Origin of the sequence: Rodentibacter mrazii, assembly GCF_001998825.1 — a bacterium.
Taxonomy (GTDB): domain Bacteria; phylum Pseudomonadota; class Gammaproteobacteria; order Enterobacterales; family Pasteurellaceae; genus Rodentibacter; species Rodentibacter mrazii.
This window is the reverse complement of sequence record NZ_MLHG01000021.1, coordinates 1-25576: the sequence shown is the minus strand read 5'-3', so window position 1 is coordinate 25576 and position 25576 is coordinate 1. Positions and strand designations below refer to the sequence as shown.

24 protein-coding genes, 1 tRNA gene and 1 pseudogene are annotated in these 25576 nt (G+C 40.5%); 10 read left to right on the top strand and 16 right to left on the bottom strand.

Annotated elements, in window-relative coordinates:
- Positions 1–4 precede the first annotated feature (4 nt).
- The 9 genes from fabD to dprA all read right to left on the bottom strand — a co-directional run bounded on the left by fabD (position 5) and on the right by dprA (position 7647).
- Positions 5–943: an ACP S-malonyltransferase gene (gene fabD / locus BKK47_RS04240; RefSeq protein WP_077493661.1), complete on the bottom strand. Its 939-nt coding sequence runs from the start codon at positions 941–943 to the stop codon at positions 5–7.
- A 130-nt stretch (positions 944–1073) separates the two neighbouring features.
- Positions 1074–2024, bottom strand: coding sequence for a beta-ketoacyl-ACP synthase III (locus tag BKK47_RS04235; RefSeq protein WP_077493660.1), 951 nt, complete (start codon positions 2022–2024; stop codon positions 1074–1076).
- 18 nt (positions 2025–2042) lie between these two features.
- The gene (plsX, locus tag BKK47_RS04230) at positions 2043–3059 is read right to left on the bottom strand and encodes a phosphate acyltransferase PlsX (protein ID WP_077493659.1); all 1017 of its coding nucleotides are present in this window, start codon (positions 3057–3059) and stop codon (positions 2043–2045) included.
- A 22-nt stretch (positions 3060–3081) separates the two neighbouring features.
- On the bottom strand, positions 3082–3252 hold the full coding sequence (gene rpmF / locus BKK47_RS04225; protein ID WP_005544470.1) for a 50S ribosomal protein L32: 171 nt from the start codon (positions 3250–3252) through the stop codon (positions 3082–3084).
- A gap of 22 nt (positions 3253–3274) precedes the next feature.
- The gene (yceD, locus tag BKK47_RS04220; RefSeq protein WP_077493658.1) at positions 3275–3799 is read right to left on the bottom strand and encodes a 23S rRNA accumulation protein YceD; all 525 of its coding nucleotides are present in this window, start codon (positions 3797–3799) and stop codon (positions 3275–3277) included.
- Positions 3800–4050: 251 nt separating this feature from the next.
- Positions 4051–5016, bottom strand: coding sequence for a 6-phosphofructokinase (gene pfkA / locus BKK47_RS04215; protein ID WP_077493657.1), 966 nt, complete (start codon positions 5014–5016; stop codon positions 4051–4053).
- 116 nt (positions 5017–5132) lie between these two features.
- Positions 5133–5714 (bottom strand): hypothetical protein, encoded by a 582-nt coding sequence (locus BKK47_RS04210; RefSeq protein WP_077493656.1) that lies wholly within the window; start codon positions 5712–5714, stop codon positions 5133–5135.
- Positions 5707–6483 (bottom strand): peroxide stress protein YaaA, encoded by a 777-nt coding sequence (gene yaaA / locus BKK47_RS04205; RefSeq protein ID WP_077493655.1) that lies wholly within the window; start codon positions 6481–6483, stop codon positions 5707–5709. The genes BKK47_RS04210 and yaaA overlap by 8 nt, the downstream gene beginning before the upstream one ends.
- 42 nt (positions 6484–6525) lie before the next feature.
- Positions 6526–7647 (bottom strand): DNA-processing protein DprA, encoded by a 1122-nt coding sequence (gene dprA / locus BKK47_RS04200; RefSeq protein WP_077493654.1) that lies wholly within the window; start codon positions 7645–7647, stop codon positions 6526–6528.
- Between the two features lie 533 nt (positions 7648–8180).
- Between dprA and leuA the strand changes: the two genes are divergently transcribed.
- From leuA to sodC, 5 genes are all read left to right on the top strand, one after another.
- Positions 8181–9734 (top strand): 2-isopropylmalate synthase, encoded by a 1554-nt coding sequence (gene leuA / locus BKK47_RS04195; RefSeq protein WP_077493653.1) that lies wholly within the window; start codon positions 8181–8183, stop codon positions 9732–9734.
- A gap of 391 nt (positions 9735–10125) precedes the next feature.
- Positions 10126–11202, top strand: coding sequence for a 3-isopropylmalate dehydrogenase (gene leuB / locus BKK47_RS04190; RefSeq protein WP_077493652.1), 1077 nt, complete (start codon positions 10126–10128; stop codon positions 11200–11202).
- Between the two features lie 97 nt (positions 11203–11299).
- Positions 11300–12709, top strand: a complete 1410-nt coding sequence (gene leuC, locus BKK47_RS04185) for a 3-isopropylmalate dehydratase large subunit (RefSeq protein ID WP_077493651.1) — start codon at positions 11300–11302, stop codon at positions 12707–12709.
- A gap of 15 nt (positions 12710–12724) precedes the next feature.
- On the top strand, positions 12725–13327 hold the full coding sequence (gene leuD, locus BKK47_RS04180; protein ID WP_077493650.1) for a 3-isopropylmalate dehydratase small subunit: 603 nt from the start codon (positions 12725–12727) through the stop codon (positions 13325–13327).
- Positions 13328–13509: 182 nt separating this feature from the next.
- On the top strand, positions 13510–14058 hold the full coding sequence (sodC, locus tag BKK47_RS04175) for a superoxide dismutase family protein (protein WP_077493649.1): 549 nt from the start codon (positions 13510–13512) through the stop codon (positions 14056–14058).
- A gap of 151 nt (positions 14059–14209) precedes the next feature.
- On the opposite strand, the gene plsB is transcribed toward sodC, so the two are convergent.
- Positions 14210–16639, bottom strand: coding sequence for a glycerol-3-phosphate 1-O-acyltransferase PlsB (gene plsB, locus BKK47_RS04170; protein ID WP_077493648.1), 2430 nt, complete (start codon positions 16637–16639; stop codon positions 14210–14212).
- 159 nt (positions 16640–16798) lie between these two features.
- Between plsB and lexA the strand changes: the two genes are divergently transcribed.
- The gene (gene lexA / locus BKK47_RS04165; protein ID WP_026215339.1) at positions 16799–17428 is read left to right on the top strand and encodes a transcriptional repressor LexA; all 630 of its coding nucleotides are present in this window, start codon (positions 16799–16801) and stop codon (positions 17426–17428) included.
- Positions 17429–17562: 134 nt separating this feature from the next.
- Positions 17563–18387, top strand: a complete 825-nt coding sequence (gene dapF, locus BKK47_RS04160; protein ID WP_077493647.1) for a diaminopimelate epimerase — start codon at positions 17563–17565, stop codon at positions 18385–18387.
- 38 nt (positions 18388–18425) lie between these two features.
- Here the strand turns inward: dapF and dusC are convergent, their stop codons facing one another.
- The 5 genes from dusC to dauA form a co-directional block, all read right to left on the bottom strand.
- Positions 18426–19361 carry a tRNA dihydrouridine(16) synthase DusC gene (gene dusC / locus BKK47_RS04155; protein ID WP_077493646.1) on the bottom strand — a complete coding sequence of 312 codons (936 nt, stop codon included), beginning with the start codon at positions 19359–19361 and terminating at the stop codon, positions 18426–18428.
- Between the two features lie 3 nt (positions 19362–19364).
- Positions 19365–20234: a co-chaperone DjlA gene (gene djlA, locus BKK47_RS04150; protein WP_077493645.1), complete on the bottom strand. Its 870-nt coding sequence runs from the start codon at positions 20232–20234 to the stop codon at positions 19365–19367.
- A 73-nt stretch (positions 20235–20307) separates the two neighbouring features.
- Entirely contained in the window at positions 20308–20949 is a 642-nt protein-coding gene (pyrE, locus tag BKK47_RS04145) for an orotate phosphoribosyltransferase (RefSeq protein ID WP_077493644.1), read from the bottom strand.
- Between the two features lie 9 nt (positions 20950–20958).
- Entirely contained in the window at positions 20959–21675 is a 717-nt protein-coding gene (gene rph, locus BKK47_RS04140) for a ribonuclease PH (protein ID WP_077493643.1), read from the bottom strand.
- 59 nt (positions 21676–21734) lie between these two features.
- Positions 21735–23477, bottom strand: a complete 1743-nt coding sequence (gene dauA / locus BKK47_RS04135) for a C4-dicarboxylic acid transporter DauA (protein ID WP_077493667.1) — start codon at positions 23475–23477, stop codon at positions 21735–21737.
- 125 nt (positions 23478–23602) lie between these two features.
- On the opposite strand from dauA, the gene BKK47_RS04130 reads away from it, so the two are divergent.
- The 3 genes and pseudogenes from BKK47_RS04130 to BKK47_RS04125 all read left to right on the top strand — a co-directional run bounded on the left by BKK47_RS04130 (position 23603) and on the right by BKK47_RS04125 (position 25114).
- Positions 23603–23692, top strand: a tRNA-Ser gene (locus tag BKK47_RS04130).
- 213 nt (positions 23693–23905) lie between these two features.
- Positions 23906–24118 (top strand): annotated as a pseudogene (locus BKK47_RS12825) (Arm DNA-binding domain-containing protein); the annotation flags it as partial.
- A gap of 27 nt (positions 24119–24145) precedes the next feature.
- On the top strand, positions 24146–25114 hold the full coding sequence (locus BKK47_RS04125) for a tyrosine-type recombinase/integrase (protein WP_244149107.1): 969 nt from the start codon (positions 24146–24148) through the stop codon (positions 25112–25114).
- Here BKK47_RS04125 and BKK47_RS04120 read toward each other — a convergent pair.
- Positions 25075–25359, bottom strand: coding sequence for an ogr/Delta-like zinc finger family protein (locus BKK47_RS04120; RefSeq protein ID WP_077493642.1), 285 nt, complete (start codon positions 25357–25359; stop codon positions 25075–25077). The two genes, BKK47_RS04125 and BKK47_RS04120, sit on opposite strands and share 40 nt — an antisense overlap.
- Between the last annotated feature and the right edge of the window lie 217 nt (positions 25360–25576).

Below are 25576 nucleotides of genomic sequence, written 5' to 3'. Positions count from 1 at the left end.
CTTTTTATGCTAAAAATTCTTCAACACTATTGAGTGATGCAAGATCATTCACTGACATCGCTTGCAAATCTCCTACAATGCGTTTAGTTAAGCCATTCAATACTTTACCCGGACCAATTTCAACCAAAACCTGTACCCCATCTTGCGCCATTTTTTCTACGGTTTCCGTCCAACGTACCGGGCTATAAAGTTGACGAATAAGGGCAGCACGAATGGTAGTAGCTTCCGATTCTGTTGCAACATCAACGTTATTAATTACTGCAACTTTTGGTTCATTTACCGCAATCGTTTCCAAGGTAACAGATAATTTATCCGCAGCCGGTTTCATCAATGCGCAGTGTGATGGCACACTCACCGCTAATGGCAATGCACGTTTTGCCCCAGCCTCTTTACATAAAGCAGCAGCACGCTCCACCGCAGCTTTTACACCGGCAATCACGACCTGTCCCAGTGAGTTAAAATTCACAGCAGACACTACTTCGCCTTCTTCAGCTTGTTGACAAGAATTGATAATCGCTTCATTGTCCAAACCAATGATCGCATACATTGCCCCAGTTCCTTCAGGCACAGCTTGTTGCATTAGTTTTCCCCGCAATTCCACTAATTTAATCGCATCCTGGAAATCTAACGCCCCTGAACAAACTAAAGCCGAATACTCGCCCAAACTATGACCAGCCATCACTTCCGGCTTCAAATGAGGATATTTCTCTTGCCAAACACGATAAATGGCGACAGATGCTGCCAAAAGTGCCGGCTGAGTTTGCCATGTTTTATTAAGTTCTTCGGCTGGGCCTTGTTGAACAAGCTGCCATAAATCATAGCCTAGAATATCAGAGGCTTGTTTGAAAGTTTCAATAACAATCGGATATTCAGTGGCAAGCTCAGCAAGCATACCAACACTCTGAGAACCCTGTCCCGGAAAGACCATTGAAAATTTTTTCATTCTTTTTTCCTATTTATCTAAATCGAAATATTTCTTTGATAAAAATCAGCATTCGTGATTGCTGATGTTAAAAAGTGCGGTCAAATTTACCGCACTTTCCAATAATACTACTGCGATTCTAACAGAATTATCAGAAACGCACCAACGCAGAACCCCAAGTCCAACCACCACCAAAGGCCTCTAATAATAATAACTGCCCACGTTGAATACGCCCATCACGCACAGCTTCATCCAATGCCACCGGCACGGTTGCCGCACTATTATTGGCGTATTTATCTAGAGTAACGACCACTTGGGACATATCCATTTCCAATTTTTTCGCCGTTGCACTGATAATGCGTAAATTTGCTTGATGTGGCACAAGCCAATCTAAGTCTTTTTTATCCAAATTATTTGCCGCTAAGGTTTCTTCCACTACATTAGAAAGTTCACGCACTGCAAGTTTGAAAGTTTCGTTGCCTTGCATTTCAATATAACCGGATTTTTCAATACCACGCTCGGCTTGCGGTAAAACCAATGCATTATGTTTATCCGCAGAGGCATGTAAATGCGTTGAAATAACACCTTCTTGTTCACTTCTTTCTAAAATCACCGCGCCAGCACCATCACCAAATAACACAACAGTGCTACGATCCGTTTCATCTAATTTACGAGAATTAAGATCAGAACCGATCACTAACGCTTTTTTTACTTTACCTGTTCGGATAAATTGATCGGCCACACTTAATGCATACACAAAGCCGGTACAAGCCGCCGCTAAATCAAAAGAGATCGCGTCATCAATCTCTAACATCCCTTGGATTTGACAAGCGGCACTTGGGTAAGCATGGGAACTACTCGTGGTTGCTACGATAATGAGATCGATATTTTGAGGATTAAGCTCAGCACTTGCAATGGCATTTTTCGCCGCCTCAAATCCCATTGTTGCAACAGTTTCGTCCGCTGTGGCAATACGACGCTCACGAATACCCGAACGTGTTACAATCCATTCGTCTGAGGTATCAACCATTTTTTCAAGATCTGCATTGGTTCGTATTTGGCTTGGTAAATAACTACCGGTAGATAAAATTCTGCTATTCATAATCAATAAGTTAAGTCATTAATAACGATCTAAACCCGCCAAAATTTTTTCAGGAAGTTTCTGACGGGCTTGGAAAGCGGCATCGGCAATAGCGTGAGCAAAAGCATTTACATTTGCACTGCCGTGGCTTTTTACCACCACTGCAGTTAATCCAATAAGTGATGCGCCATTATATTCATCAGGATTAATGCGTTTTAAGCGTTGATAGTTTGTTTTAAACAAATAACGCATTCCCCAAAAAACAGGTTTTAAACAATAGTGTTTAGACGGTTCTTTGAATAAAGATAAAACATTTTTTGCCGCACCTTCTAAAGTTTTTAAGGCAATATTGCCTGAAAAACCATCACTGACAATCACATCAGCTTTACCGTTTAATAATAAATCACCTTCAATAAACCCGATATAATTAAGTGCGGTCGATTTTTCTAATAAATTGGCAGCATCACGAATAAATTGATGCCCTTTAATTTCTTCCACACCAATATTCAATAATCCGATTCGGGGATAAACTAAATTAAGTCGATGCTCAGCAAAAATACTCCCCATTATAGCAAATTGATAAAGATTTTCCGCACTACATTCAAGGTTCGCACCGAGATCCAACATCACCGATTTTTCACCATCAACAGTTGGTATCATAGAAACCAAAGCAGGTCTGGCAATTCCCTTAAGAGGTTGTAATAAAATCTTCGATAATCCCATCAATGCTCCGGTATTACCGGCACTTACACAACCTTGTGCAACACCATGCTGAACTGCCTCAAGGGCTAAACGCATTGAGGTATTTTTACTACGACGGAGCGCATAAGAAACGCCTTGATGATTATCAATAGTTCGAGTGCAATGATGGATTTGAATGCGTTCTAAACTCGCTTTTGGAATATTTTCAAGAAAAGGGGAAATTTGTTGGCTATCACCAAATAAGATTAGAGAAAGCATTGGATTATTTTCCAACGCTAAAAGCGATGCGGGGATAGTAATACGGGGACCAACGTCCCCGCCCATCACATCTAACGCTAAGGTTAGACGATTCAAGTGAATACCTATAAGTAAAAAATTACTTATTAATCACTTTACGACCACGATAGTAACCGTCTGCGGTTACGTGATGGCGTAAGTGAGTTTCACCACTTGCTTTATCCACTGATACTGCAGCAGTAGTTAACGCATCGTGTGAACGACGCATATCACGACGTGAACGAGATTTTTTATTTTGTTGAACAGCCATTGGCTATACTCCTAAATTTAATTTACTTTTGTTTTAAATTAGCTAATACAGCGAACGGGTTCGGTTTTTTTGCCAATTCTTCCGGCAATTCGCCAAAAACCTGTTCCTGCGCGTACACTTCACAGTGTTCAGATGAATGCTTTGGTACAAGTGGCAGTGTTAAAATTAATTCATCTTCCACTACACCAAGTAAATCTATTTCGCCAAATTCATTAAATTCAATCGGCTCATAAATTTCCGGCAATACATCATCCTGATCCCAATTAGCCACAGGACTGTAAATAAAATTACATTCCAATGTATGTTTGAACGACTCACCACAACGTTGACATTCTAATTCAACATCAACCTGTGCTTTCCCTTTCATCACCACTAATTTTTGCGGATCAATATAAAACGATAATGTTACCTGTGCATCGCTAAGCACATTTACCACAGATTCAGCTAACCGCGCTAACTGATTAATCATGTAACAACCTTCATAATCGATTCGCTGTTGCGCGCCTTTAACCGGATCAACGGTGAGGGGTAGTTTTACCTTTTGCATAGGGCGTGAATATTACCTGTTGTAAAGAAAATAGTCAAAGGGAAATCTCAGTTTTTATGCAATAAAGCCACTCAAATTTCAGACAAAATTAACTTTTACAAGAATTCCCTTTTTATTTTTACTAAAAGTGAGAAAATTATTCATGGTAGAACAACTCTACGACCAAACTCAAAAGGAAATAAGCCCAAAGATTACGCTCTCACAATCATGAAAAATGCGGCTAAAAACAACCGCACTTTCTGTTTAATGAATTATTCTAAGCGTTTTGCCACTTCCAACCAATCCGCTTTAAATTCACGACGCATATTATTAATCGCATCAATAATATCATGGTGAACAAGCTGTTCATTTTGGATACCCACACAATAACCGCCTTTGCCTTGAAGCAGAATATCCACCGCATAAACCCCCATACGAGAGGCCAAAATACGGTCAAATGCACAAGGTGACCCACCACGTTGGATATGACCTAATACGGTAGCTCGAGTTTCGTGTCCTACCCGCGCTTCAATTTCTTTGGCAAGAGAATGTACATCAGTAATTAATTCAGTGATTGCAATGATAGCATGACGTTTACCACGAATAATACTGCGTTCAATTTGTTGTACTAACTCTTCACGATTAAATTCTATTTCAGAGGCAACAATATATTCGCACCCGCCCGCAATACCCGCAGAAATCGTTAAATCACTACAATGGCGCCCCATAATCTCTACAATAGAAATACGTTGATGAGAGCTTGAGGTATCACGTAAACGGTCAATAGCATCCACCGCCGTTTGTAACGCAGTTTGATAACCAATGGTATAATCGGTGCCCGCTACATCATTATCAATGGTGCCCGGAATCCCTACGCAAGGGAAACCGTGTTCTTCCGTTAAAAGTTTTGCCCCCATATAGGAACCGTCACCACCGATTACCACTAAGGCATCAATTCCATGTGAGCGCAAAATCTCCGCACATTTTGCCCGCACTTCCGGATTTTTAAACTCAGGGAAACGCGCAGAACCTAAAAACGTACCACCACGATTAATAATATCGGATACACTATAACGATTTAATTGCTTAACTTTATTATTGTATAAGCCTTGATAACCATCATAGATACCAAAAACATCTAAACCCTCCGCTAATGCCGCACGCACTACGCCACGAATAGCCGCGTTCATACCCGGTGCATCACCGCCACTGGTTAATACTGCAATTTTTTTAATCATATATTACCTGCTTAAGTTAAATTTAATCAAATCTGGAATATTCTAAGGTTACACTATTCAAACATACTGCTCTATAAAAAATTTGAGAAATTTTATCCCTTGTTCTAAATATACTTTTACTTCAAACTTTGGCAATACCACTGCCAATCCATTTTATCCAAGAGCTTCATTTCTTTCTCAATCAAATATTTTTTCAAATGCCGTAATGCTTTTTTATCATTTAAGCGCCGGCTATTTTTTACTTTTTGTGAGTACTGGAATTGAACAAAACCGCATTGTGGAATTTCTTTGCCTATCATGACATTCACTTGCCAAGAAGGCATTTTATCCGTAGGTGCATAAACGACGTAGCCCTTTATCCCCTCATCTTTTTTTGTTTTTTCATTTTTGATTGGAGTCAATTTGAACGATGCAACATCCGTATTACGATAAATCCGCTCGCGTAATGTAATACGTTCTTTAATATCGCGCTTTTGTTCGTTGCGATCCAACAGCAATTCTATCTGAGATTGCCATTTTTCTAAGGTATCGGGTTTACTCAAATAAATATAACGTGCTACCGGACCTAAATCCTGTCCGACAGTCATACGATAAGTTTTATTGTGATATTTAATTTGATTAGGTACATCTAATTTAGAAGATGTACTTACGCAAGCAGAAAGCAAAAGTGCGGTTAAAATAACAAGAATTTTATTCATCATGATCTCGCTTAAATACAAATTCATTTTCAGTAGAAGCCGTTGGATCAAACCAATATCCCCCCAAATCAAACTCTTTTAATTGATCAACATGGGTTAAACAATTTTGAATCATATAACGGCACATTAAGCCACGGGCTTTCTTTGCATAAAAACTGACAACTTTATAACGACCATTTTTATTATCCAAAAAAATCGGTTTTACAATATAAGCTTGAAGTCCGTTTTCTTTTACGGACTTATAATATTCATCGGAAGCAAGATTTACCAACACGTTGTCTCCCTGCTCATCAAGCGCCTGTTGCACGGCTTGGGTGATCACATTACCCCAAAATGCGTAAAGATCCTTGCCTTTGGCATTCACTAATTTTGTCCCCATTTCCAAGCGATAAGGCTGCATCAAATCAAGTGGTCGAAGTAAACCATATAAACCCGATAACATACGAAGATGGGATTGTGCAAAACTAATATCCTCATCAGATAAGGTTTCGGTATCCAATCCTGTGTAAACATCGCCTTTAAAAGCAAAAATAGCCGCGCGGGAATTTTGTTCATTGTGTTCTTTTGTCCACTCGGTAAAACGTGCTGCATTTAAACCGGCAAGTTTATCACTAATGGACATTAGTGAAGCAATATCTTGTGGAGAAAGTTGACGGCAAATTTCAATTAATTGCTCGCTATAATCGGTTAAGTGCGGTTGAAAAACAGGGAATTTTCTGACCGCACTTTCAAAATCTAAGGTCTTTGCCGGGGAAATAATAGCTAACATAGTTTATCCTCAATAAAACTGAGGCGCTATCTTAACATATTTCTACACTCGTTTATAAAGTCCATTTTCATTGAGAATCAAATCCTGTAATTCCAAATCTAAAAGTTGCACCAACAATACCTCTACACTTAAACCAAACTCTTGAGCAAGATCATCAATACTCACCGGAGTATAGCCAATTCTCGCATAAAGTTTCGGATGGCTTGGTGCTTCGATTAACCGACGAGAATACGAAGGTGGCTTATAATTTTCGCTTTCAATCTGACTAAAATCAATCTCTGTTTGGCTATGGAGAGAATGTTGATGCAAGGCTTCTAAAATATCTTTCACATTTTCTACCAACATAGCCCCTTGCTTAATCAAACGATTACACCCTTGACTAAACTCACTTTGAATATTGCCGGGTATGGCGAAAATTTCCCGATTTTGTTCCAACGCATAACGTGCTGTAATTAACGAACCGCTTTTTTCAGTGGCTTCAACTACCAACGTCCCCACAGAAAGACCGCTAATAATACGATTACGACGGGGAAAATTTGTTGCAATCGGAGGCTGGTTTGGCATAAATTCCGAAACCAACGCCCCATTATTTTCTAAAATTTGTTCAGCAAGCCGTCGATTATTTGCCGGATAAACATCCTCTAATCCGCTACCCAAAACGGCAACGGTTTGCCCTTTGATATCCACTATCGCCTGATGACAATGTCCATCAATGCCTAATGCTAACCCGCTTGTAATAGTAAATCCGGCACAGGAAAGCTCCGTGGCAAAATACCTTGCCCAATATTCACCATAGGGAGAACAGTATCGACTACCGACTATTGCTATTTGACGCTGTGAAATTGCTGTTGCATTCCCCTTAACAAATAAGAGAGGGGGAAAGCTCCCGATTTGCTTTAACAAAAAAGGATAAAAGGGTGAAAAATAATTCACTAAATGATTCCCTTCTTTTTCTGCCCAAACGAGAGCAGATTCCATAAATTTCTTTTCCGGTTTAAACCAACGACGAATCTGAATTGCCCCCCAACCCATTTGGCGAAAAACATTTTCATCTGCATTCAACAATTCATTTAATGTCATGGCTGATAGAATTTTGTTAATCGCTACACCGCCTAATTTGGGCACCTGCATCAAACGAAGCAAAGTTTCATTAATATTTGTCATTATCTTCATCATCCCTTCTTCAGTGAAGGGCAAATTGTTCAAGAAATTTAAAAAAGTTGCGAGTTTTTAACCGCTCTTTTGCGAGAAAGATCGTAAAAATAAAAAAAATTTGATAATTTTTTACACTCTTAGAAACAAATGAAAGGCAGAGGAAAAGTAGGTTTTAAACCGAAAACAAAAGAATATTATTCTAATCGCATAAAAATAAATAGATGATTTAACCTCACAGATATTATTAATAGCACAACAATAGAGATAAAACACTAAAAAAGCATTTGACACTTTTTTATTTATTCGTAACATAACAAGCGTTTTACAACGAATTTTTATAGGATTTTTATGTTTTCTTCTGTTTTTTTATCGCTCAACCTGCTGCTCACACATTCTTTGTGCGGCTAAGTTGTGGATGAAAAACAATTAAATGTAAATTCTCTTTTTAATCAACCCGCACTTCACAGAATTGCGGGTTTTTGTTTAAAAAAATTTTGCAAAAAACAACCGCACTTTTGGAGTGATTTTAGAAGGATATTGTTATGGCAGATCGCGTCATCATTTTTGATACCACCTTGCGTGACGGTGAACAAGCATTGAAAGCAAGCTTGACCGTCAAAGAAAAATTACAAATTGCCTTGGCATTGGAACGCTTAGGCGTAGATGTGATGGAAGTGGGCTTTCCGGTATCCTCTCAGGGGGATTTTGAATCGGTACAAACCATCGCCCGTCATATCAAAAATTCCCGTGTTGCCGCCTTGTCCCGTGCTGTTGATAAAGATATTGACGCCGCCTATGAAGCCTTAAAAGTTGCAGAAGCTTTCCGTATTCATACTTTCATCGCCAGTTCTGCCTTACATGTGGAAGCAAAATTGAAACGCACCTTTGATGATGTGGTGGAAATGGCCGTTGCTGCGGTAAAACGTGCCCGTAACTACACGGACGATGTCGAATTTTCCTGCGAAGATGCCGGACGTACCGGTATTGATAATATTTGCCGCATTGTCGAGGCAGCAATCAATGCAGGGGCAACCACCATCAATATTCCTGATACCGTAGGTTATTGCTTGCCAACAGAATATGGCAACATTATCGCCCAAGTGCGTAACCGTGTGCCGAATATCGATAAAGCGGTGATTTCAGTGCATTGCCATAACGACTTGGGAATGGCAACCGCCAATTCCTTAACCGCTGTACAAAATGGTGCACGTCAAATTGAGTGTACTATTAACGGTATCGGCGAACGTGCCGGTAATACCGCCCTTGAAGAAGTGGTAATGGCAATTAAAACCCGTCAGGAATTGTTTGGTGTGGATACCCGTATTAACACGCAAGAAATCCACCGTGTCAGCCAAATGGTGAGCCAGCTTTGCAATATGCCGATTCAACCGAACAAGGCGATCGTGGGTTCTAACGCTTTCGCCCATTCCTCAGGTATCCATCAAGACGGCATGTTGAAAAATAAAAATACCTACGAAATTATGTCGCCGGAAACCATCGGATTGAAAAAAGAAAAATTAAACCTCACCGCCCGTTCAGGTCGTGCCGCAGTGAAAGGTCATATGGCGGATATGGGTTATACCGAGCAAGATTATGATTTGGATAAATTATATGATGCCTTCTTGAAATTGGCAGACAAAAAAGGACAAGTGTTTGATTACGATTTAGAAGCCTTAGCCTTTATTGATATGCAGCAAGGTGATGAAGATCGTTTGGTATTGGATAAACTTTCTGCCCATTCCGCCAAAGAATACCCGGCCACCGCCTTTGTTCAATTACAACTAGACGGCAAAAAATTAAGCACCTCTTCCATTGGTGGAAACGGCCCGGTGGACGCTGTATATAACGCTATTTTGACCTTAACAGGCTTAGACATCAAAATCTCCCACTATCACTTAACCGCCAAAGGCGAAGGTGCGGAAGCCTTAGGTCAAGTGGATATTGTGGTGGAACACGAAGGCAGAAAATTCCACGGTGTCGGTTTGGCAACAGATATTGTGGAATCCTCCGCGTTGGCGTTGGTGCATGCGATTAATGCGATTTATCGAGCTCATAGAGTGGCGGATATTAAACATCATAAAGCAGTCGGGGCTTAATCCCGTTCAGGTTTCGCCCTGAAGGGCGAGTGACTTTTCTTTGCTTTGCCAAAGAAAAGTCACCAAAAGAAAGGAACCCATTTTGTTCTTTCTACGAATAAAGTGCGGTAGAAAAACAAACTTAAAATCAACCGCACTTTTAAAATAACGCTCCGATAAATTCGGGGCCCCATATAAATTGCCTTTGCGACTTTCAATTTTTAGGCAATTTTCGTCTCTTTGAGCCGCTTGCGGCGAGTTCAGAAAATTGCCGTCAAGAAAATTGAAACCAAGCAAAGATCAGCAATTTAACTGGGGTGTGTTTCTTTTGCCTACTTTGCTTTGCACAAGCAAAGAAAAGTAGGTCGCCCATTGGGCGAAACTCAATACATAAAAATAGGAAAAACTCAAAATGAAATCATACAACATCGCAATCCTCCCCGGTGACGGCATCGGTCCGGAAGTGATGGCAGAAGCCATTAAAGTTCTCAATAAAGTCCAAGAAAAATTTGATGTTAAATTCAACTTTAATGAATTTTATGTCGGTGGTGCAGCAATTGATCACTGCGGCAGCCCATTACCTACAGAAACCTTAAAAGGTTGTGAAGAGGCAGACGCCATTTTATTCGGTTCTGTCGGTGGCCCGAAATGGACACATTTACCGCCAGATCAACAACCAGAACGTGGCGCACTTTTGCCGTTACGTAAACATTTCAAATTATTCTGCAATCTTCGTCCGGCAACCCTTTACAAAGGGTTAGAAAAATTCTGCCCATTGCGTGCCGATATTGCAGCAAAAGGCTTTGATATGGTGGTGGTGCGTGAACTCACCGGGGGGATTTATTTCGGTCAACCAAAAGGTCGTGAAGGCGAAGGGGCACAAACCAAAGCATTTGACACAGAAGTCTATTACAAATATGAAATCGAACGCATTGCCCGTGCGGCTTTTGAGGCAGCCATGAAACGCCGTAAACATATTACTTCAGTGGATAAAGCCAATGTGTTGCAATCCTCTATTTTATGGCGCGAAACTGTCGCAGAAATTGCAAAAGACTACCCTGAAGTCACCGTTGAAAATATGTATATCGACAATGCGACCATGCAATTAATCAAAGCACCGGAATCTTTTGATGTATTGCTCTGCTCTAATATTTTCGGCGATATTATTTCCGATGAAGCGGCAATGATTACAGGCTCAATGGGTATGTTACCTTCCGCCAGTTTAAACGAAGCAGGCTTTGGTTTATACGAACCAGCCGGCGGTTCTGCACCGGATATCGCAGGTAAAGGTATCGCCAACCCTATCGCACAAATTTTGTCGGCGGCAATGATGCTACGTTATAGTTTCAATTTAAACGAAGTGGCGGATACCATTGAAAATGCGATACAAAAAGTTTTGGTGGCAGGTTATCGCACCGCAGATTTAGCCGATGATTCCACGCCTGTTTCAACGAAAGAAATGGGGACATTAATTACAAACGCAATTTAATCGTAGGGGAATAGTTTGCAATCCCCCCTACAAGTGCGGTCAAAAATTTCTTCTTTTTTAACCGCACTTTCCCCCTTATAAAATAGAGAAAAAGATTATGGCAAAAACACTTTATCAAAAATTATTTGATTCTCACATTGTGTACGAAGCAGAAGGCGAAACGCCGATTTTGTATATTAACCGTCATTTGATCCACGAAGTAACTTCACCACAAGCTTTTGACGGTTTGCGTGTAGCAGGTCGCAATGTGCGTCAAGTGGGTAAAACCTTTGGCACGATGGATCACAGCATTTCCACACAAGTGCGTGACGTGAACAAATTAGAAGGTCAAGCGAAAATTCAAGTGTTAGAACTTGAAAAAAATACCAAATCCACCGGTATTCAGTTGTTCGATATGAAGACCAAAGAACAAGGTATCGTACATGTGATGGGGCCGGAACAGGGTTTAACCCTGCCGGGTATGACAATTGTTTGTGGGGATTCCCACACTGCCACTCACGGTGCTTTTGGAGCATTGGCATTCGGTATCGGTACCTCTGAAGTAGAGCATGTTTTGGCTACGCAAACCTTAAAACAAGCACGGGCAAAAAGTATGAAAATTGAAGTCCGTGGTAAAGTTGCACCGGGGATTACTGCAAAAGATATTATCCTTGCTATCATCGGTAAAACCACTATGGCGGGTGGTACAGGACATGTTGTGGAATTTTGCGGTGAAGCGATTCGTGATCTTTCGATGGAAGGGCGAATGACAGTCTGCAATATGGCCATTGAAATGGGGGCAAAAGCCGGTTTAATCGCACCGGATGAAACCACCTTTGCCTATTTAAAAGGTCGCCCACATGCCCCGAAAGGTAAAGATTGGGAGGATGCTGTGGAATATTGGAAAACCTTAAAATCCGATGAAGATGCACAGTTTGACACAGTTGTCACCTTGGAAGCAAAAGATATTGCCCCTCAAGTCACTTGGGGAACTAACCCGGGACAAGTCATCGGCATCAATCAGTTAGTGCCAAATCCAACGGAAATGGAAGATCCCGTTACCCGAGCTTCTGCAGAAAAAGCTTTGCAATATATTGGTTTAGAAGCCAATACGAATTTAAAGGATATTTCCGTAGATCAAGTGTTTATCGGCTCTTGCACCAATGCCCGCATTGAAGATTTACGTGCCGCCGCCGCAGTGATGAAAGGGCGTAAAAAAGCAGACAACGTGAAACGCATTTTGGTAGTGCCGGGTTCAGGCTTGGTAAAAGAACAAGCCGAAAAAGAAGGCTTAGATAAAATCTTTATTGAAGCAGGCGCAGAATGGCGTAACCCGGGATGTTCCATGTGTTTAGGAATGAATGACGACCGCTTAGGCGAGTGGGAACGTTGTGCCTCCACCAGCAACCGTAACTTTGAAGGTCGCCAAGGTCGCAACGGACGGACACACCTTGTCAGCCCGGCAATGGCTGCGGCGGCTGGTATGTTCGGCAAATTTGTAGATATTCGTGATGTGGCGTTAAATTAAAGAGGAAAATAAAAAATGGCAGGATTTAAACAACTTTCAGGCTTGGTCATACCTTTAGATGCGGCAAACGTGGATACTGACGCCATCATTCCAAAACAATTTTTACAAGCCATTACTCGAGTAGGATTTGGTAAACATTTATTCCACGAATGGCGTTATTTAGATGTGGAAGGCACACAACCGAATCCGGAATTTGTGCTGAATTTTCCACAATATCAAGGAGCAACCATTTTACTCGCCCGTAAAAATCTTGGTTGCGGTTCTTCCCGTGAACACGCCCCTTGGGCACTCGCCGATTATGGTTTTAAAGTGATGATCGCGCCAAGTTTTGCGGATATTTTCTACAATAATAGCTTAAACAATCATATGTTGCCGATTCGTTTGAGCGAAGAGGAAGTAGAAGAAATTTTCCAATGGGTATGGGCGAATGAAGACAAACAAATTCATGTGGATTTGGAAGCCATGACCGTGACTGTAGGTGAGAAAGTCTATCACTTTGAGCTGGACGAATTTCGCCGTCATTGCTTATTAAACGGCTTAGATAACATCGGTCTAACCCTTCAGCACGAAGACAAAATCGCAGAATACGAGAAAAATATTCCGGCATTTTTGCGTTAATGTTTGAAGTGCGGTAAAAATTCTCTGCGTTTTTTGACCGCACTTTTACTTTCAATCTTCTTGAATAACGTTTGCCTGTCTCTACCAATCTCACAATAATGTGTTTTTTTATAAAAAATAGTCAAATTATTATTTAAATTTGATTACAATGACCCCGAGTTTTCCAAAAATAAGGAGCTTATATGAATCTAAAAACTCTCTTAGCATTAACATTAACCGCTGTGTGCACATCCGCTATCGCAAATGCACAACAAGCAACCGATAAATCAATTGAAGTTAAAGTACAACAGCTTGACCCGACAAACGGTAATAAAGATGTGGGTACAGTGACGATCACTGAATCTGCTTACGGTTTAGTTTTCACACCAAACTTACAAGGTTTAACGGCAGGTTTACACGGTTTCCATCTCCACCAGAATCCAAGCTGTGAACCGAAAGAAAAAGACGGCAAACTCACTGCCGGTTTGGCTGCCGGTGGTCACTGGGATCCAAAAGAAACTAAACAACACGGCTATCCTTGGCAAGATAATGCCCATTTAGGGGATTTACCAGCATTAACCGTATTACACGATGGCACATCAACCAATCCGGTTTTAGCGCCACGTATTAAACATTTAGATGAGGTTCGTGGACATTCCATTATGATTCATGCTGGAGGCGATAATCACTCAGATCACCCTGCCCCACTTGGCGGTGGCGGTGCTCGTATGGCCTGTGGTGTGATTAAATAGTCTATTGCTAAAAATAAAAAAGCGAGCTAGTCATTTAGCCCGCTTTTTTATAGAAAATATCCCTTAATGCTCAGTAAAACAAAAGATATTTCTTCATCCTTATCAATCAATTTTATTTGATAATACAATAAATTCTAACCGCACTTTTGTGCTATTTCATCTCTTCAGCCTTTTCAACTGTACCTTTGATAGTCAAACTGATCTCTGTTGAAATGAGATGTTCAAGGATAGAAGAAAGCTCATCTAAATAAGCGAGATTTCCGTTACCTTGTTCATCAAAATAGTTTTCGTTTTTCAGGCTGGCAATAAAGGTAGAGAACACGGCTTTATCAAAAAATTCCGGCGCATTAATACCATGTAACACCGAAAGACGTTGTGCGACCAATTGGCTCTCTTTTTCTAGTGTAGCACGGGCGATTTTTGGATCTTTTTGCAAAATGGTGACAGTAATATAATAGCGCTGCAAAATTTCCCGCACTCCTGCAGCCCAAAGCTGCAAGATACGCACTTTCGGCCGATTAATTGAAAGTAGGTTTTCGCTAGAATAAATCACTTCCTGACGGGTAAATTCAGCAATGATTTTACTAATTTGTACTCTTAGCTCGTCTTGATTGAAATGCAAGAATAATTCCCCTTGTAAGAACGGGTAAATTTTACTCACCGCATCCAACAATAAGTCTTTTTGAATCGTTTCGTAATGCAAAACAATACTTGCGACTAAAGAAGGGAGTACAAAAGCATGTTGAATATTGTTGCGATAGTAGGTCATTAACACGGCAGAAGTGCGTTCAAGGCGAACAATCTCACCAAAATTATCTTTTTCAACCAGTACGCCGACACGATCAAGACTCAATACATGCTCCAACATTGTTTTAGATGAATCTTTTGGGATCACCATATCTTCCGAATAAGGTGCATGTTGTAACATTTGTTGATAACTATTAAGTTGTTCCACTAATTGTTCACGGGAAAGTGCTCGCTGACGGGAAGAAAGTAACGCCATTCCAACCAAATTCATCGCATTAACTGCCGCCGCTTTGTTAATATTTACCATCACTTGGTTGGAAATCTCACTCACTGCATGGTTAAACCATTGTGGTTTTTCCTCATGATGATTTTCTTTCCAATCCGGAAAATGTTGATTCAAGTAATTTGATAGTGTAATGGGCTCGCCAAAATTCACAAAACCCTGCCCTAAATTACGTAATTTTTTAATAACACGAATCACTAAACCGGCATTTTCTTTTTCTTTTGCCGCACCTCGTAATTCCTTGGCGTAAGTATCTACCTCCAATACATGTTCATAACCGACATATACCGGCACCACGGAAATTGGTCTGGTCTGATTATGCTGAAGTACTTGCAATGTCATCGACATCATTCCCGTTTTCGGAGCAAGCAAACGACCGGTACGGGAACGCCCGCCTTCAATAAAATATTCCACAGAATAGCCTCGATGAAATAATTCCGCCAAATATTCACGGAAAATCGCCGAATAGAGACGATTTCCTTTGAATGTACGGCGAATAAAGAATGCCCCCCAACTCCGGAAAAGACGTCCTACCGGCCAGAAATTCAGATTAATTCCTGCTGCAATATGAGGCGGTACTAACCCTTGATGATAAAGTACATAAGAAAGTAATAAATAATCGATATGGCTACGATGACAAGGGACATAAACAATTTCATGTCCTTCAAGGGCAAGTTTACGGACACGATCCGCATTTTGGACATCAATACCGGAATACAATTTATTCCATAACCAACGCAAGAAACGATCCGCCGCACGAAGGCTTGAATGGCTCACATCCGCTGCAATTTCATCTAAAATTTTGTAAGCTTCTTTTTCTGCTTTTTCACGGCTAATATTTTTGCTTTTTGCTTCATCATCAATCGCTACTTGAATCGGTGCTGATTGCAACAATTTATTAAACATCGCTTCTCGATTCGGCAAACGTGGACCTGTTGCGGAAATACGCTGGCGAGCGAAATGCATTTTTGCAACCCGTGCTAATTTTTGCGCCATTTTTTCATCGGAACCATGCATATTTGCCATATAGCGCAATGAAACTGCTTGAGAAAAACGCACAAAAGTATCACGCCCAAACCAAATTGCTGCAAAGGTTTTCTGTATGCCGTTTAGTAAACGCAAATTAGGTAAACCAGATTTATCCTCATGCCCCGGAGAGCGCCCCCAAAGCACAGAAACCGGCACGAGCTGCACATCTAAATCTGCAAAAGTGCGGTGTAATTCCAAGTATTTATTAAAAACCTGAATGGTTTCATCTTTCGCTCCTTTCGATTTAAAAAATCGACGTCCTTCATCCAAATACACATAACGGGGCAACATCACACCCTGTATATCATTTTTTTCTGCTGGGTCAGGTAAGCCTAAGCTCAAACAATTGCGGCGAAAAATAACAAAATCCGTTTGTGAAGTGTAAGGTAAGACATAGACGATAGGTTGGGAAAGATTAAGTTGAAGCTCTTCAGCAGGATTAGCCGGAATAGGGTTATTTTTTACCAAAAATGACAGTGGAAATTCTAATAATTTACGGTAAGCATTCACGAGACTCGACATAATTAGGTTCTCTTTTAGTTATTCAATTATCGTCACAATAATACCACATTAGCTTCTTTATCACTCCTTAAAATTTTCCATAGAATATAAATAACAGTTGCAATAGCCTGCCCTCTGTATATAATATCAAAAAATCTGTATATAACGACAGGAGTGGATATGAAACCATTAACCAATAGACAACAAGAAGTGCTGGATTTATTAAAGCGACATCTAGAAACTACCGGTATGCCCCCAACTCGTGCAGAAATTTCACGTGAACTCGGGTTTAAATCCCCTAATGCGGCTGAAGAACATTTAAAAGCACTCGCCCGCAAAGGTGCCATTGAAATTATCGCCGGTGCGTCACGCGGTATTCGCATCCTAAGTGATTATGATAGCGCTAACGATGAAATGGAAGGTTTACCGTTGATTGGTCGAGTTGCAGCAGGCGAACCGATTCTTGCCGAACAGCATATTGAAGCAACTTACAGCGTAGATGCCAGTATGTTCAAACCACAAGCAGATTTTTTATTGAAAGTTTATGGTCAATCCATGAAAGACATTGGTATTTTAGATGGTGATTTACTGGCTGTGCATAGCACAAAAGACGTACGAAATGGACAGGTTGTTGTCGCACGCATTGAAGATGAAGTCACTGTAAAACGTTTTGAACGCAAAGGCTCAATTATTTATCTCCATGCTGAAAACGAGGAATTTCAGCCTATTGTTGTAAATTTGGCAGAACAACCTAATTTTGAAATTGAAGGTATTGCTGTTGGAATTATTCGTAACAACGCATGGATGTAACTCTTAACCAACAAAGTGCGGTCAAAACCAACCGCACTTTTTTATTTTTACCTCTTATTTTCAGCTGTTTGCCATTCAATTCATTGCTTACTATAATGCCGCAATATCATTTTGAAAAGAATTAAGGATCGGAAATGCAGTTTTCCAAAATGCATGGTTTAGGCAATGATTTTGTCGTGGTCGATGCCATTACACAAAATGTTTACTTCACACCTGAAACCATTAAACGCCTTGCAGATCGTTACCGTGGAATTGGTTTTGATCAACTGTTGATCGTAGAACCACCCTACGATCCCGATTTAGATTTTCATTACCGTATTTTCAATGCCGATGGTAGCGAAGTATCACAATGCGGTAATGGCGCACGTTGTTTTGCACGATTCGTCACACTTAAAGGTTTAACCAATAAAAAAGATATTTCAGTCAGCACGCAAAAAGGCAAAATGATTTTAACCGTAAAAGACAACGGACAAATTCGTGTCAACATGGGCGAACCTATTTGGGAACCGGCAAAAATCCCTTTTATAGCAAATAAATTTGAAAAAAATTACATTTTACGCACAGATATTCAAACAGTGTTATGCGGTGCAGTTTCTATGGGAAACCCCCATTGTGTAGTACAAGTGGAAGATATTCGAACAGCAAATGTTGAACAACTTGGTCCTTTATTAGAAAGTCACGAACGCTTTCCTGAACGGGTTAATGTCGGATTTATGCAAGTAATCAATCGTCACCATATTAAATTACGTGTTTATGAACGTGGCGCCGGTGAAACACAAGCCTGCGGTAGCGGAGCTTGTGCTGCTGCGGCGGTGGGAATAATGCAAGGTTTGCTTGATAACAACATACAAGTTGATTTGCCGGGAGGAAGCCTTATGATTGAATGGCAAGGAGAAGGTCATCCGCTTTATATGACAGGTGATGCCACTCATATTTACGATGGATATATTCAACTCTAAATACAAAAAGTGCGGTCAAATTTGACCGCACTTTTATTTCAAATATCTTGATTTAATCTTTGTCTTAAATCCTCAGCCGTTTGACAGGTTTTTATCTTTTCAAAAACAATATTGGCTTCATCATATTCTTTATTCAAATAACGTAACCACTGTTTAATACGTGCGACATGGTAAAAACCGGAATCATAAAAATTTTCCATTTCGGCATATTTTTGTAATATCGTCTGGATATCCGACCATAGCATTTTCGGTGCATTTGATTTTAGAACACGGCTTAAATTCGGTATATTTAATGCTCCCCGCCCCACCATAAGATCATCACAACCTGTTTTCGCGAGACAATTTTGTCCGTCTTGCCAATGCCAAATTTCACCATTTGCAATGACTGGAATGGAGAGATATTCGCGAATTTCACCAATTTTTTCCCAGTTAATTCGATCGGCACGATATCCGTCTGCCTTAGTTCGACCATGGATAGCGATCTCTGTCGCACCACCCTGTTGTACCGCATCAGCAATCTCAATGGCTTGGGAAATATCATCCCAACCTAACCTCACTTTAACACTGACAGTATAGGGATTCGGCACTGCTTTTCGTAAAGCCAGTGTTGCACGATAAATCAATTCAGGTTGTTTGAGCAATGCCGCACCGCCATGACTACCATTTACGGTTTTAGAAGGGCAACCGCAATTTAAATCAATCCCGTGAGAACCGAGTTCAATCGCACGAATGGCGTTTTCGGCTAAAGGATCGGGATGTTGTCCAAGTAACTGAACCCGCACGGGTGTACCTGAGGGCGTAAATCCCTGATTTTTTAGTTCAGGGCATAAACGGTAAAATACTTTTTTAGGAAGAAGCTGATCAACTACACGGACGAATTCCGTAATACATAAATCGTAGTCGTTGATTTCAGTAAGAAGTTGGCGTACGAAAGGATCCAATACGCCTTGCATAGGTGCGAGAATAACACGCACGTTTTATTTCCAACCCTTCGACTTGCAAATTAAATCGTAAGCTGATTGAATTTGTTGTGCTTTTTCTTTCGCCATTTCCATCATTTCTGGCGGTAAGCCTTTCGCCACGAGCTTATCAGGATGATGCTCATTCATTAAACGACGATAAGCCCTTTTAACCGTACTCTGATCATCCGATTCATTAACACTCAGCACTTTATAAGCATCACTTAAGGTCGGGCCGGAAGCACGTTGATACCCACTGTTGTTTTGCTGATATTGATAACTGCCTTGTTGTTGATATGCACCCTGTTGATATTGCTGATAAAATCCGCCCTGTGTGAAAGCTCTGGCTGCCATCTCCATAGCAATCATTTGCTCAAATTGCATACGGGAAAGCCCAAGTTCTTCCGCAATCACATAAAGCACTTCTTTTTCGCCCTCATGTAATTGAGAGTCAGAGAACGCCGCTTGTACTTGCACATGTAAGAACATTCGTAACAAATCAGCCCGTTGTCCACAACCGATACGAAACTCACGAATAACCTGGCGAATTGGAAAATCGGCTTCTTTACCACGGCGAAAAGCCTCTTGAGCAAGGCGACGACCGTTATCATCCAACTTCATTTGTGCCATTAGCTGATTGGCTATTTGGATATCTTCTTCCGTCACCCGCCCTTTAGCTTTATTCAAATGCCCCAACACAGCAAAAGTCGTTTGCATAAAAAGTTCTTGACGTGTGGTTTTTCGTTTGAAAAAACTTGAATTCACTGCGCCTAATTCATATAACTTTTTGTCCGCAATAGAACCTAAAATGAGCCCGGCAATAGCGCCAAAAAATCCGCCCATTTTCCAGCCAATAAACACACCTAAAATTTTTCCAATAAAATTCATTCTTTTCCTCTAAAGTGCGGTTAATTTTGCCAATGTTTTTCTAAAATGGAGATAAAGATTGATTTATCAAGTTTTATACCCCAAATTCCACTCGATAAGCATGCATTGTCGGCAAATAATCATGATATTGAGGATCTTGCTCAATAAATTGCATTAAATCATCTAAATCAATGATGGATAACACTCGGCATTGATAATCACGTTCAACTTCTTGAATGGCGGAAAGTGCACCTTGACCACGTTCTTTACGATTCAAGGCGATCAAGACAGCAGCCAATTCGGCATTATTTGACTGAATAAGTTCCATTGATTCACGAATCGCTGTTCCTGCTGTAATCACATCATCTACTAACAAGATTTTTCCTTCCAGTGGGCTGCCGATTAAATTACCGCCCTCACCATGATCTTTAGCTTCCTTACGGTTAAAACATACCGGTTTATCAATATTGTAACGGTTGAATAATGCTACGGACACTGTCGTACCAATCGGAATCCCTTTATAGGCTGGCCCAAAAATAACGTCAAAATCGACCGCACTTGCTTGAATAGCAGCAGCGTAAAACTCGCCTAAACGTGCTAAATCTGCCCCTGTATTAAATAAACCCGCATTGAAAAAATACGGACTTTTGCGTCCGGATTTTAAGGTAAATTCGCCGAATTTTAATACATTCCTGCTTAGCGCAAACTCAATAAAATCACGTTTATATTGTTCCATTTTTAATCCTTATAATCCCAATGCTTCACGTTGTGCGACGAAAATTTGTTGGCAACCTTGTTTAGCCAAATCCAATAAAGTCAGCAATTCTTCGTGGCTAAACGGCTCACCTTCTGCTGTACCCTGTACTTCAATCATACGTCCATCTTCCATCATCACGACATTCATATCGGTTTCAGCCGCAGAATCCTCCACATACTCTAAATCACAAACGGCTTCCCCTTCAACAATACCCACGGAAACAGCTGCGACCAAGCCTTTAATCGGATTTGTTTTTAACGTACCATTCTCAATTAAACCATTAACCGCATCACATAATGCAACAGCCGCGCCGGTAATTGAGGCAGTGCGGGTACCACCGTCAGCCTGAATCACATCACAATCTAAGGTCATTGACCTTTCGCCTAAGGCTTTTAAATCAATCATCGCACGTAAAGAGCGGGCAATTAAACGTTGAATTTCCATTGTTCGCCCGCCTTGTTTACCCTTTGCCGCTTCTCGTTGCATACGGCTGTGTGTAGAGCGCGGCAACATACCATATTCAGCGGTCACCCAACCTTGATTTTGACCTTTTAAAAAACGCGGCACAGTCTCCTCCACCGTAGCGGTACAAAGGACTTTCGTGTCACCAAACTCAACGAGAACCGAACCTTCGGCATGTTTAGTGTAATGACGGGTAATTTTTATTGGGCGGGATTGGTGATTTTCTCGGTTATTAGGGCGCATTGAAAATTCCTTAATATGTTATAAAAAAGCGCACTATTCTAGCACGCTTTTGTTTTTTATTATGGATTAGATTGCTCAAAATCGCGAATTTTATTAAACGTTTCCTGTAAATCAGAGGAAAAATTAATTTTTTGTATTTCAGGTACTGTATTTGATTTCACCAACATTCTGAGCGGTTGGAACTGCATATTACACAAATAAAGTTGCTGGTGCGGTAACATATGTTGCACAAATCTTGTGAGAGCATGAATTCCCCCAGCATCCAGTACTGTCACAGCATCACACTGTAATACGATATGTTTGATTTCATGGTCCGTATGTACCGTTTTATCGTGTAAATCTGAAAATAATTTATCTGCCGCTGCAAAAAACAAAGGACCACTAATCCGATAGACTAAAACATCATTAAGATCGTCCGGTGCATTGTATTCAATGGCTTTTGTCATTTCCGCAATGGTACGAATAAACAAGAGACTCGCTAGCAAGACCCCTACGCTGATTGCAATTACCATATCAAACAATACAGTTAAAATTAAGCAGGTAAATAATACGGTAAGCTCATTTTTGCTAGAACGGCGGGCAAGATTTATGATTTCGTGTACACTTGCCATATTCCACGCAACGATTAAAAGTAGTGCAGCCATAGAAGAAAGAGGCAGATAAGAGAGGGCTTTCGCGAAAAAAAGTAATGCAAATAACACAAGAAGCGCATGCACGACACTGGCAATCGGTGAAACTGCACCGGATTTGACATTCGCTGCGGAACGTGCAATTGCCGCTGTTGCCGTGATTCCACCAAAAAATGGGGAAACAATATTTCCTAATCCTTGCGCTAACAATTCATTATTAGAGTGATGTTTGGTGTCCGTCATATTATCAAGCACCACCGCACAGAGTAACGATTCAATCGCACCTAACACCGCCATAGAAAATGCAGCCGGTAACAAGGCTTGCAAACTATCAAAATTCCATTGAATCAACTCACCTTGTGCATTAGGAATATTCCACGGTAAGGAAAGATCTGGCAACACATTTGGAATACCATACCCGATTGAACCGTCCGGCAACGTATATTGGAATGCGGAGCCAATCGTCGCCACATTAAATCCAAAATGTTGTAAAACTAACGCTAACATTGTGCCAATAATCACTGCCGGTAAATGTCCCGGTATGGCAACGCGTAATTTGTACCATTGGGTTAATACCAATAAAGTTACCACGCCTACCACTGTATCTGCCCAATTAATCGTAGGAAGTGCGGTCAAAATTGCATGAATTTTTTCTAAAAAATGTGCCGGCATTTGCTCAATCTTCAACCCTAAAAAATCTTTAATTTGTAAAGTACCGATGGTAATCCCAATCCCACAGGTAAAACCTAAAGTTACCGGCAATGGAATATATTCAATTAACCGACCAAGACGAAATAATGCCATTAAAATTAAGATCAGTCCGGAAAGTAGCGTTGCCATCAATAAACCGCTCAAACCAAATTGCTGGGTTACCGGATACAAAATCACCACAAAAGCGGCGGTAGGACCTGAAATATTAAAGCGAGAGCCCCCCGTAATTGCGATTACCGTTCCTGCGATAATAGCCGTATAAAGCCCATGTTGAGGCGGTACACCACTTGCAATTGCCAACGCCATAGAAAGCGGAATAGCGATCACCCCCACGGTTAAGCCCGCAATAATATCCCGAATGAATGATTTTTTTGTGTATCCGGCTCGAAATGAATCCTTCAAAGCACTGAAAGGTTTTACGGCTAAAAACACATTTTTAGAAAATAATGATTTAAGGTGCATAAAAAAACGACAAAACATGGATAAAATATCGTTATTCTAACTAAAATTTAAGAAGATTTTTATATTATAGCTCAAAAAACTTGACTAAATTTCTGCAAATCTTTATAGTTTGCGCACCTCAGCACGGTGAGATGTCCGAGTGGTTGAAGGAGCACGCCTGGAAAGCGTGTATGTGGGAAACTGCATCGGGGGTTCGAATCCCCCTCTCACCGCCAGAACACAATTCATCAACGTTCACCAATGTTCATTTCAGATAAAAATTCATTAATATTTCAATGACTTACTATTCATAGATGTTCATTACTGTTTATTTCTGATTGCTTATAGCCGCACTTTTTAGATCCCTGTTTAGATCCCTCACTGTTTAGGGCTTTTTACGAGGGATCTAAAAATGCGATTACACCTTATTCTTTATGAGATGATGTGATATGAGCAAAATAGTTAAACCTTTGACAAATACAACGATTCAGAATCTTAAAGCCGCCGAAAAAGAATACATTAAATCAGATGGGGGCGGACTTTATATCAGAATTAAACCCAATGGCGCTAAGATTTGGTACTTTGCCTATAAATAGCAGGGGAAACACAGAAAACTTAGTTTAGGGGCGTTCCCTGATTTATCTATTATCCATGCACGAGAATTAGCGCGGGAATATAGGGGACTTATTTTGCGTAATGTTGATCCCTTAAAGTATCGTCAATCTTTAAATGAGGTTGTAGAGGAAAAGAAAATCACCTTTGCTGAAATGGCGATGAGATGGCGTGATAAGCGCTTGAAATTGGGGAGACTCAAGGCACAAACCGTTAATGAGGCTTTTCGCCGCGTAGAGTTGCATTTATTCCCTAAAATTGGAGATTTGCCGATTGATGAGGCAAATTATGAGACTTTTGGCCCGGCACTTTCACCGCTGAAAAATTCCAATACGCTTTATAAAATCAATATTGCGATTAATCAGATTTTTAGAATGGCAGAAGATGAGGATTTAATTATTAAGAATCCTTTTCGCAATATTCACGATGAATTTACTTATGTAGAGACGAGAAATCATCCGACCATTAAGCCGGAAGATTTGCCGCGCCTATTCCAAGTGTTACAAGGGGCTGATGTGAAGAAACCGACCGCACTTTTAATCGAGTGGCAGTTATTGAGCATTTTGAGAAGTTCCGAGGCGGTGACGATAGAATGGGCGGATATTGACTGGGAGGCGAAAGCTTTACATATTCCGGCAGAGCGAATGAAAGGCGGCAAACGTGCGCATAGTGTTCCGCTTTCCTCTCAAGCCTTGAATGTGTTAGAGCAAATGAGCCGTTATACGGGCAACCGTAAATATGTATTTTGTAGCCGTGTTGCGCCTTATAATCGCCCTATGAATAGCGGTGCGGCTAATGTGGCATTAAAACGAATGGGATTTAAAGATTTGTTAGTCGCTCACGGCTTACGCAGTATTGCCAGCACTTATCTTCATGAGCTTGATATTTTTTCATCAGAAGCCATTGAGCTTTGTTTATCCCATGAGAACCGCGGTAAGGTTCGCGCGGCGTACGATAAATCGAAAAAATGGCGCTCCCGACAAGAAATTATGCAAAAATGGGGCGATTATGTGGAAGAATGTAAATTTAAGGCACTTTGCGCTTGATCATTCATTAACACTTCTAGAATTTCTTGTTTTTTGTCATTCGGTAAGCAAGTGAGGATATATTTAAAATAATCTTGTTCTTTTAATTTACTAGGCTTTGTTGTGTGACTAAATTCTAAATTTAATACGAATTTATGCCCACAATCCCGATTTTTACAGGTGCAATAAAGTTTAGTAAATTCCTTATGTTCTCTTTGACTTTTGTTTATTAGGGCTTTTGCGCCGCATATTTTACACTCTACCATTTATCTATCGCTTTTCCCTCTCTTAACTGAAATGTTTTTTCGTCATCTTACCCACGTAAAATCTTGAAATCTATTATAAATCAAATGGTTATACTTTATATCAAGAAAATCACACTTTTTATTAACTGAAAAATAGTGAAAAAGTATGTAATTTTTACAGTTAAGAATTAGTTAAAGCGATATATTTAAAGCTAGATATAGCAAGGGTTTTCGCTAT

What these genes read in the sequence shown, in the direction of transcription:
- rph (WP_077493643.1), bottom strand. Translation starts at nt 21,675, where the DNA reads ATGCGCCCTAATAACCGAGAAAATCACCAATCCCGCCCAATAAAAATT.
- fabD (WP_077493661.1), bottom strand. Translation starts at nt 943, where the DNA reads ATGAAAAAATTTTCAATGGTCTTTCCGGGACAGGGTTCTCAGAGTGTT.
- pfkA (WP_077493657.1), bottom strand. Translation starts at nt 5,016, where the DNA reads ATGATTAAAAAAATTGCAGTATTAACCAGTGGCGGTGATGCACCGGGT.
- dapF (WP_077493647.1), top strand. Translation starts at nt 17,563, where the DNA reads ATGCAGTTTTCCAAAATGCATGGTTTAGGCAATGATTTTGTCGTGGTC.
- dauA (WP_077493667.1), bottom strand. Translation starts at nt 23,477, where the DNA reads ATGCACCTTAAATCATTATTTTCTAAAAATGTGTTTTTAGCCGTAAAA.
- lexA (WP_026215339.1), top strand. Translation starts at nt 16,799, where the DNA reads ATGAAACCATTAACCAATAGACAACAAGAAGTGCTGGATTTATTAAAG.
- yaaA (WP_077493655.1), bottom strand. Translation starts at nt 6,483, where the DNA reads ATGTTAGCTATTATTTCCCCGGCAAAGACCTTAGATTTTGAAAGTGCG.
- leuD (WP_077493650.1), top strand. Translation starts at nt 12,725, where the DNA reads ATGGCAGGATTTAAACAACTTTCAGGCTTGGTCATACCTTTAGATGCG.
- leuC (WP_077493651.1), top strand. Translation starts at nt 11,300, where the DNA reads ATGGCAAAAACACTTTATCAAAAATTATTTGATTCTCACATTGTGTAC.
- plsB (WP_077493648.1), bottom strand. Translation starts at nt 16,639, where the DNA reads ATGTCGAGTCTCGTGAATGCTTACCGTAAATTATTAGAATTTCCACTG.
- leuA (WP_077493653.1), top strand. Translation starts at nt 8,181, where the DNA reads ATGGCAGATCGCGTCATCATTTTTGATACCACCTTGCGTGACGGTGAA.
- leuB (WP_077493652.1), top strand. Translation starts at nt 10,126, where the DNA reads ATGAAATCATACAACATCGCAATCCTCCCCGGTGACGGCATCGGTCCG.
- BKK47_RS04235 (WP_077493660.1), bottom strand. Translation starts at nt 2,024, where the DNA reads ATGAATAGCAGAATTTTATCTACCGGTAGTTATTTACCAAGCCAAATA.
- rpmF (WP_005544470.1), bottom strand. Translation starts at nt 3,252, where the DNA reads ATGGCTGTTCAACAAAATAAAAAATCTCGTTCACGTCGTGATATGCGT.
- yceD (WP_077493658.1), bottom strand. Translation starts at nt 3,799, where the DNA reads ATGCAAAAGGTAAAACTACCCCTCACCGTTGATCCGGTTAAAGGCGCG.
- djlA (WP_077493645.1), bottom strand. Translation starts at nt 20,234, where the DNA reads ATGAATTTTATTGGAAAAATTTTAGGTGTGTTTATTGGCTGGAAAATG.
- BKK47_RS04210 (WP_077493656.1), bottom strand. Translation starts at nt 5,714, where the DNA reads ATGAATAAAATTCTTGTTATTTTAACCGCACTTTTGCTTTCTGCTTGC.
- dprA (WP_077493654.1), bottom strand. Translation starts at nt 7,647, where the DNA reads ATGACAAATATTAATGAAACTTTGCTTCGTTTGATGCAGGTGCCCAAA.
- pyrE (WP_077493644.1), bottom strand. Translation starts at nt 20,949, where the DNA reads ATGGAACAATATAAACGTGATTTTATTGAGTTTGCGCTAAGCAGGAAT.
- sodC (WP_077493649.1), top strand. Translation starts at nt 13,510, where the DNA reads ATGAATCTAAAAACTCTCTTAGCATTAACATTAACCGCTGTGTGCACA.
- BKK47_RS04120 (WP_077493642.1), bottom strand. Translation starts at nt 25,359, where the DNA reads ATGGTAGAGTGTAAAATATGCGGCGCAAAAGCCCTAATAAACAAAAGT.